A 7,704-nucleotide genomic window follows, 5' to 3' on the forward strand; every position below is an offset into this window, starting at 1 on the left:
CGCGCGACATCCGTCAGACGTTCCGCCGGATGGGGATGAACGACGAGGAGACCGTTGCGCTGATCGCGGGCGGGCACACGTTCGGCAAGTCCCACGGACAGGCCGACCCTGGCAGCTGCCTCGGTCCGGAACCCGGAAGCGCGCCGCTGGAGGCACAAGGCCTGGGCTGGGCCAACAGTTTCGGCACTGGCAACGCTGCCGACACCGTCACCAGTGGGCTCGAAGGGATATGGACGCCCACACCGACCAAGTGGGACAACAGTTTCCTCGAGACCCTGTTCGCCTACGAGTGGGATGTGGCGCTCAGCCCTGCCGGGATGTGGCAGTGGGTCCCGCGCGACGGTGCCGGGGCAGGCACCGTTCCAGACGCCCATGACCCATCCAAGACCCACGCCCCGACGATGCTCACCACGGACCTTGCGTTGCAGGAAGATCCGATATACGAGGCGATAGCGCGACGCTTCCTGGCGAACCCGGACCAGCTTGCGGACGCGTTCGCGCGGGCCTGGTTCAAGCTCACGCACATCGATATGGGCCCGATCGAGCGCTACCTGGGACCATTGGTTCCGTCCGAACGGCTGAGCTGGCAGCACCCGGTGCCAGAAGTCGATCACGAGCTCGTCGATGCCGACGACATCGTCGCGCTCAAGACTCAGATCCTCCAGTCGGGCTTGTCGGTATCGCAACTCGTCTTCACGGCGTGGGCTTCGGCTTCGACGTTCCGAAACAGTGACAAGCGCGGCGGGGCGAATGGCGCGCGCATCCGCCTCGAACCGCAGCGGAGCTGGGAGGTCAACGAGCCCGAGACCCTGGTGACTGCGCTGGGCACACTGGAGCAGATCCGCCAAGGGTTCAACGATTCCCATCGCGGGGGCAAGAAGATCTCGCTTGCCGATCTGATCGTGCTCGGTGGATGCTCCGCGATCGAACATGCCGCAGCGAAGGCCGGTCACGACATCGAAGTCCCCTGCCGGCGGGGGCGTACGGACGCGACGCAGGAGTGGACCGACGTCGAGTGGTTCTCCGCGCTCGAGCCGACCGCGGACGCATTCCGCAACTACGTCGGGAAGGGCAACCGGCTGCTGCCGGAACACCTGCTCATCGACCGCGCGAGTCAGTTGACCCTGAGCGCCGCCGAGATGACAGTGCTGCTCGGTGGGCTGCGCGTGCTCGGCGCCAACCACGACCAGTCCCCCTTGGGCGTGTTCACCTCGACACCGGGCACGCTGACCAACGAATTCTTCGTCAACCTGCTCGACGAGGACACCGAGTGGGCACCGAGGACGGACATCGTCGCCGGGACGGCAACCTACGACGGCCGTGACCGATGCACCGGCGAGGTCAAGTGGATCGCCAGCCGCGTCGACCTCGCCTTCGCGGCCGACCCCATGCTGCGCGCAATCTCGGAGGTGTACGCGAGCCAGGACGGTGAGGAGAAGTTCGTACGCGACTTCGTATCCGCGTGGCACAAGGTCATGAACCTCGACTTGTTCGACCGGCCCTGACTCCTTTTTCGCAGAAGTCCGCCGTATTCGTTGCGGAAACGCCGTCGTAAATGCTTTACCTGCCAAGTTGTCGACCGTCCGCGGATACCGCCGTACTGAATTCTGTATGAGGATGATGAGGTCGCCGGAGCACTGCGGATCGCTCGGGCTTTGACGGCCACCGCCTACGCACTGCGATCCGCTGATCCAACCGGGCGAGCACTCGGTGCCCAACGACGGCAGTCAGCGTTGCGAGGGGCGGTCGGGACTGGCTCAGCCCAGTGCCGACGTGATGCAGCCTTTCGGTCCGGTTCCATAGCAGATTAGCAGGTCCCGGGCACCGCGCGGACGCCTAGCGTGGGGGCCTAGCACCCGCGGATGTGACTCGCATCACCACGAACGGCGCCTAGCGGCGTGCGAACGGCAAGGTACGACCGCCCAGCGGTCGTGCCTGTACGGAGGGCTTGACCGAACCTATCGTTCACTTAGTTACAGCCTCGAAACAGGCGCCTACGCGAGCGAAGCGATTCGACGACCGGCGGCATTGTGCGGCGAGCTGTAACCGACCAAATAGAGCCGAGGATCAATGCACAGCCAACCGAATTTCGGCTCGACGAATTCAACAGAATAGGACGTGAATGCGATCCGTCCTGAACGGCTTTCGCATTCCGCACGACAAACAACGAAGTTTCACTGATGAGGAGGTGAGGTCCTATGACGATCACAGATGAACGAGCCGGCCTACTGAGCGAACTCGGCTTGGACGCACAGAACCACGCGACCATTGGCCGGCTACTCGGAACTGGTTCCATCGCCAGGGCCACCGAACGGGCCGACGGCACGATGGAGGCCACCCTGACGATCATGGAGGACTCGGGCGGCTGGGAGCCGGCCGTCTTGGTCATGCCGCACGGTGGCGTGATTGAGCTCACGGTCATCAACGATGACAAGAACACGCACTCTGCACTGTTTCCCAGCAATGGCGACAAGCAGTTCATCGGGCTGCTCAACCATTCGAAGGGTAAGGCGACGCTGACCTTGGACGGTCCGGGCTACCACTGGTACAGCTCGCCCGGTGGCAACGACGAAGGTCGGGGACTCACCGCCGCCATCGTCGTGCTCGGCGAGGTGCCACCGGAAGCCCGTCTCGACCGTCCCGACCAGCCACGCCCGTAGGAGGAACCCAAATGACCATTGAATACGTCGACGCCGGCGAGGCGATCGACCACAGCGCGCTGAGCGCCATCCCGGGAAACGCACCTGCGGTGACGGACGACGTCAACTCCGAACGTCTGCTCGACGCGCGTTCGGAATCGCAGAACTGGCTCACCTACTACGGTGCGTATGACGGCCAGCGGTACAGCCTGCTGGACCAGATCAACAGCGGAAACGTCAAGAGCCTCAGCCCGGCGTGGATCTTCCAGGCCGGCTCCGCCGGTCACATCGCGGGTTCCTCGACCTACGCGTTCGAGGCGTGCCCGCTCATCGTGGACGGTGTCATGTTTGTCACCGGTTGGGACGGCTGGTTCTGGGCTCTCGATGCGGCGTCGGGCGAACTGTTATGGCGCTACAAGCACGCAGTGCCGTTCGACGTCTCGCTCTGCTGTGGCAACGTCAACCGCGGCTGCGCGGTGGCCAACGGCAAGGTGTACTTCGTCACCCCGAACGCACAACTGCTCGCGCTGGATGCCACCAACGGAAAGTTGGTCTGGCAGAAGGCCATTGGCGACGTGCGTGCGGGCGAGAGCGCCTCGCTGGCTCCGCTGGTCGTCAAGAACACCCTCATCACCGGCAGCGCAGGCGGCGAGTTCGGTGTGCGTGGCCACATCGACAACTGGGACCTGGAGACGGGCGAGCACCTGTGGCGCACGTACACCGTTCCCAAGCCCGGCGAGCCGGGTTCGGAGACCTGGCCCGCCGACGGTGAGGCCTGGGCGCGCGGCGGCGCGAACCACTGGGTCACTGGCACGTACGACCCGGAATTGAACCTGTACTTCGCGGGCACCGGCAACCCGGCACCCGACTTCGACGGCGAGGTCCGCGAGGGTGACAACCTCTACACGGACAGCGTCGTGGCGTTGGACGTCGACACGGGTGAGATCAAGTGGCACTACCAGTTCACCCCGCACGACCTATGGGACTACGACTCCACGATGGAGATGACCCTCTTCGAGCGGGACGGCAAGAAGCTGCTCGGTCACTTCGACAAGAACGGCTACTTCTTCGTTCTCGACCGCACGAACGGCGAACTGCAGCACGTTACTCCGTTCGTCGACCGGATCGACTGGGGCGTCATCACCCGTGACGGCAAGGTCACCCCGAGGAAGTACCCGGACAAGGAAGGCGAGCCGGTCCACTTCTACCCTGGCCCGGCAGGCGCCAAGGAATGGACGCACGCGGCGTACAGCCCGAAGACCGACATGTTCTACGTGCCGGTCGCCGACGTGGGCGCCACGGCAACTCGTCGTCGTCGTGAGTTCAAGGAGGGCATGCCGTACTGGGGCGCGGCCGTCCAGGTGGACATCGACGACATGGCCGGCTCGGTGAGCGCGTTCGACAGCTACGGCGAGGAGAAGTGGCGCTGGCGTCTCGACTACCCCATGGCCGCGTCGGTGCTCGCCACCGCTGGCGACCTGGTGTTCGCAGGCACCCCGACCGGTGAATTCGCCGCGCTCGACGCCCGCACCGGCGAGAAGCTGTGGGAATTCCAGTGTGGTAGCGGCCACCACAGCAGCCCCTCGACGTACAGCGTCGACGGCAAGCAGTACGTCGTCGTGCCGGTCGGCTGGGGTGGGTGGCTCGAGGGCATCATCCCCGGGATGCTCGGCCAGGGCCACGGCAGCGCGTTGATCGCCTTCGCCCTGCCCGGTTGATTCCCATCCGCTAGACCGTCCACGAAACCCGAGAGAGAAGGAGAACACCATGGAGAAGAAGACCGCAGTCAGCGCTCTGGAGCAGTGGGAGGCCCCCACGTTCGCAGAGATCCGGGTGTCCGCCGAGGTGACCGCATACGTGGCCATCTTGGACGGGGCCAGGTAGCGGATCACGTCAGGGCGCCGGGCCCGAAACGGCCCGGCGCCCCGTCGCGGCATCCCAACGGAGGGAGTGATCGGTCGTGTGGGTGCGAGTGCTTGGATCAGCAGCCGGCGGTGGGTTTCCGCAGTGGAATTGCGGGTGCCCCCAGTGCCGCGCGGCGCGGACTGGATCGCGCCCCTGCGTGCCACGCTCCCAATCGTCGATCGCGGTGAGCGCTGACCGGAAGCAGTGGTTCCTCTTCAACGCCTCACCGGACATCCAGTCGCAGATCGAGTCCTTCCCTGCGCTGCATCCCGACGCGGGCAGGGCAGTCCCGCTTCAGGCGGTGCTGCTCACCGATGCCGAACTCGACCACACCCTCGGCCTGCTGTTGATGCGGGAGGGGCGCGGTCTCGAAGTGCACGCGACCGAATCGGTTCACGAGACCCTGATCTCCGGAACCGGGGTGCTCAGGACGCTCGAGGCGTACTGCCCGGTCAAGTGGCACCCGGTGCTGCCCGGCGCCGACGTGCCGCTTGGCGACGGATCAAATGGGTTGTCGTACCGCGCATTCGACGTACCCACCGTCAAGCCGATGCGGTTCCCCAGCCCATCGCCAAGCGCCGCGACGCACGGCCGGGTCGTGGGCTACCGCGTCACCGACACCGGTAGCGGCCGCAGCTTGGTCTACCTGCCGTGCGTGCAGCAGCTCACCCCTGAGGTGCTCGAGGAACTGGCCGACTGCTCCGGCCTGCTGTTCGACGGCACCTGCTGGCGGGACGACGAGATGTCCAGTCTCGGCCTGGCCAGCAAGACCTCACGAGATATGGGACATGTCCCGATCGCCGGCCCCGGCGGCAGTCTCGAGCTGCTTGCGTCGCTGCCGATCGACCGCAAGGTCTACATACACATCAACAACACCAACCCGGTCCTGCTGGAGGACTCGCCGGAACGACGGCTCCTCGAGCAGCACGGCATCGAAGTCGCCGCGGACGGGCTCGAGCTAGACATCTGAGGAGCAATGATGACCGCAGCACTGGCGCCCGACGAATTCGAGGAAGCGCTTCGCGAGCACGTCAAGGACTACCACCACCAACATCCCTTCCATCGGCGGATGAACAACGGACAGTCCAGCCGGGAGGAGATCCGGGGGTGGGTGGCCAATCGCTTCTACTACCAGCTGAACATCCCCCGGAAGGACGGGGCGATCCTCAGTAGTTGCCCGGACCGTGAGATACGGCGCCGCTGGGTCCAGCGCATCATCGACCACGACGGCACCACCGACGGAACCGGCGGGATCGAGGCGTGGCTGCGACTCGGTGAGGCCGTCGGCCTGACCCGGGCGGAGGTCGAGGACGCCCGACACCTGCTCCCGGGCGTGCGATTCGCCGTCGACGCCTACGTGACTTTCACGCGCACCCGGCCATGGGTGGAGGCGGTGGCCTCCTCGCTGACCGAGCTGTTCGCACCCGACCTCATGGCAGAGCGGCTCGCGGCATTCGAACGCCACTACACCTGGATCGACCCCCAGGAGCTCGCCTACTTCCGGACCCGCATCACCCAGGCGCCCCGCGACTCCGAGCACGGTCTTGAGGTGGTGCGGACGCACTGCGTCACGCCAGAAACCCAGGCAGCCGCGCTGTCGGCGCTGTCGTTCAAGTGCGACGTGCTGTGGAGCATGCTCGATGCGATCGACCAGGCTTATGGAAATCGCTGACGAGGCCGCCCGGCCGCGGCTGGCTCGCCACGTACGGATGAGGTTTGACGCCGCGCGCGGGCAATACGCGCTGCTCTCGCCGGAGACGATCTGGGTCCTCAACGACACCGGGGTCGCGATCGTGGAGCTCTGCGACGCCCGCCGGACCATCGCAGAGATCCAGTCCGAGCTGCGCAGCCGATACGACCAGGTCGCCGACGGCGACGTACGACGATTCGTGGCCGACCTCGTCACCAAGCACGGGATGGAGATAGATCATGGATAAGCCTTACGCGCTCCTCGCCGAGCTCACTTACGCCTGTCCGCTGCACTGCCCCTACTGCTCCAATCCGGTTGCGCTGGACGACTATCGCGACGAGTTGACGACCGACGAGTGGCAACGGGTGTTCACCGAGGCCGCCGAACTTGGCGTGCTGCAGGTGCACCTCTCGGGCGGCGAGCCGATGCAGCGTCACGACATCGTCGACCTGGTGCGGTGCGCCAACAAGCTGGGCCTGTACACCAACCTGATCACCAGCGGGCTCGGCTTCTCCACCCGTCGCGCCGAGGAACTCCGCGACGCGGGCCTCGATCACGTGCAGGTCAGCATCCAGGCCGATGAGCGAGACCTATCCGACCAGATCGCAGGCACTGCCTCGTTCGAGCGCAAGCACGAGGTCACGCGGCTCGTCAAGAAGCTGGGCTGGCCACTCACCCTCAACGTGGTGCTGCATCGGCAGAACATTGATCGGATCGGTGCCATCGTCGACATGGCGGCGGTGATGGACGCCGACCGGATCGAGCTAGCCAACACGCAGTACTACGGCTGGGCGGGGCGCAACCGTGCCGGGTTGCTGCCGAACAGAGCGCAATTGGAGCGCGCGGAGACGGTGGTGCGGGCGGCCAGGGAGCGGCTCGGGGACCGGATGGAGATCATCTACGTCATCCCCGATTACTACAGCAAGTATCCCAAGCCCTGTATGGACGGCTGGGCCCGCCGTCAGTTCACCGTGGTGCCCAACGGCGAAGCGCTGCCATGCCCGGCGGCCCATGAGTTGGCCCGCGGGCTCCGCCTGCCCAGCGCCAACGTGCGCGAGCACTCCCTGCAGTGGATCTGGTTGGAATCGCCACTGTTTCAGCAGTTCCGCGGCGACGCATGGATGCCGAACCCGTGCCGCAGTTGCGACCGTCGTGAGATCGACTTCGGCGGCTGTCGTTGCCAGGCCTTCGCGCTCACCGGCGACGCCGCCCGCACTGACCCGGTCTGTCATCTCTCCCCGGATCATGAGCTGGTCGAGGCGGCGGTGACGGCAGCAAACGACCCGACGCGGCCGCGGGACGGCGTACTGATTCCTCGACCGAACCCGGGCCGCGCCCGGTCACAAATCCCCTTGGAAGTACGACCGTGAACTCTCTCTTCGCTCTGATTCCGATCGCATTCGTGCTCGGCCTGGACAATTTTCAGTCGTCCCTAGGACTGGGAACGACGAAGCCGTCGTGGATCCGGAT

At 65.6% G+C, this 7,704-nt stretch carries 8 protein-coding genes; all 8 read left to right on the plus strand.

What is annotated here, in order from left to right; genetic code table 11:
- Positions 1-1,505: peroxidase family protein (locus QOI01_RS15885; RefSeq protein WP_526382497.1), on the plus strand; the 1,505-nt coding region annotated here is incomplete at its 5' end.
- A 693-nt stretch (positions 1,506-2,198) separates the two neighbouring features.
- Positions 2,199-2,660 (plus strand): MSMEG_3727 family PQQ-associated protein, encoded by a 462-nt coding sequence (locus QOI01_RS15890; RefSeq protein WP_526382499.1) that lies wholly within the window; start codon positions 2,199-2,201, stop codon positions 2,658-2,660.
- Positions 2,661-2,671: 11 nt separating this feature from the next.
- Positions 2,672-4,357 carry a PQQ-dependent dehydrogenase, methanol/ethanol family gene (locus QOI01_RS15895; RefSeq protein ID WP_526382501.1) on the plus strand — a complete coding sequence of 562 codons (1,686 nt, stop codon included), beginning with the start codon at positions 2,672-2,674 and terminating at the stop codon, positions 4,355-4,357.
- 49 nt (positions 4,358-4,406) lie between these two features.
- A complete protein-coding gene (gene pqqA / locus QOI01_RS15900; RefSeq protein WP_526382503.1) occupies positions 4,407-4,523 on the plus strand; it encodes a pyrroloquinoline quinone precursor peptide PqqA in 117 nt (38 codons plus the stop codon).
- A gap of 88 nt (positions 4,524-4,611) precedes the next feature.
- The gene (gene pqqB, locus QOI01_RS15905) at positions 4,612-5,514 is read left to right on the plus strand and encodes a pyrroloquinoline quinone biosynthesis protein PqqB (protein ID WP_526382505.1); all 903 of its coding nucleotides are present in this window, start codon (positions 4,612-4,614) and stop codon (positions 5,512-5,514) included.
- Between the two features lie 9 nt (positions 5,515-5,523).
- The gene (gene pqqC, locus QOI01_RS15910; RefSeq protein ID WP_526382507.1) at positions 5,524-6,216 is read left to right on the plus strand and encodes a pyrroloquinoline-quinone synthase PqqC; all 693 of its coding nucleotides are present in this window, start codon (positions 5,524-5,526) and stop codon (positions 6,214-6,216) included.
- Positions 6,203-6,481, plus strand: a complete 279-nt coding sequence (gene pqqD / locus QOI01_RS15915; RefSeq protein WP_526382509.1) for a pyrroloquinoline quinone biosynthesis peptide chaperone PqqD — start codon at positions 6,203-6,205, stop codon at positions 6,479-6,481. The genes pqqC and pqqD overlap by 14 nt, the downstream gene beginning before the upstream one ends.
- Positions 6,474-7,604 carry a pyrroloquinoline quinone biosynthesis protein PqqE gene (pqqE, locus tag QOI01_RS15920; RefSeq protein ID WP_526382511.1) on the plus strand — a complete coding sequence of 377 codons (1,131 nt, stop codon included), beginning with the start codon at positions 6,474-6,476 and terminating at the stop codon, positions 7,602-7,604. The genes pqqD and pqqE overlap by 8 nt, the downstream gene beginning before the upstream one ends.
- The last annotated feature ends 100 nt before the right edge of the window (positions 7,605-7,704 follow it).

Origin of the sequence: Mycobacterium sp. (assembly GCF_032162605.1) — a bacterium.
Classification (GTDB): Bacteria; Actinomycetota; Actinomycetes; order Mycobacteriales; family Mycobacteriaceae; genus Mycobacterium.

Excerpts from the sequence above, each read along its gene's own strand:
- pqqE (WP_526382511.1), top strand. The coding sequence starts at position 6,474 with ATGGATAAGCCTTACGCGCTCCTCGCCGAGCTCACTTACGCCTGTCCG.
- pqqD (WP_526382509.1), top strand. The coding sequence starts at position 6,203 with ATGGAAATCGCTGACGAGGCCGCCCGGCCGCGGCTGGCTCGCCACGTA.
- QOI01_RS15895 (WP_526382501.1), top strand. The coding sequence starts at position 2,672 with ATGACCATTGAATACGTCGACGCCGGCGAGGCGATCGACCACAGCGCG.
- pqqC (WP_526382507.1), top strand. The coding sequence starts at position 5,524 with ATGACCGCAGCACTGGCGCCCGACGAATTCGAGGAAGCGCTTCGCGAG.
- QOI01_RS15890 (WP_526382499.1), top strand. The coding sequence starts at position 2,199 with ATGACGATCACAGATGAACGAGCCGGCCTACTGAGCGAACTCGGCTTG.
- pqqA (WP_526382503.1), top strand. The coding sequence starts at position 4,407 with ATGGAGAAGAAGACCGCAGTCAGCGCTCTGGAGCAGTGGGAGGCCCCC.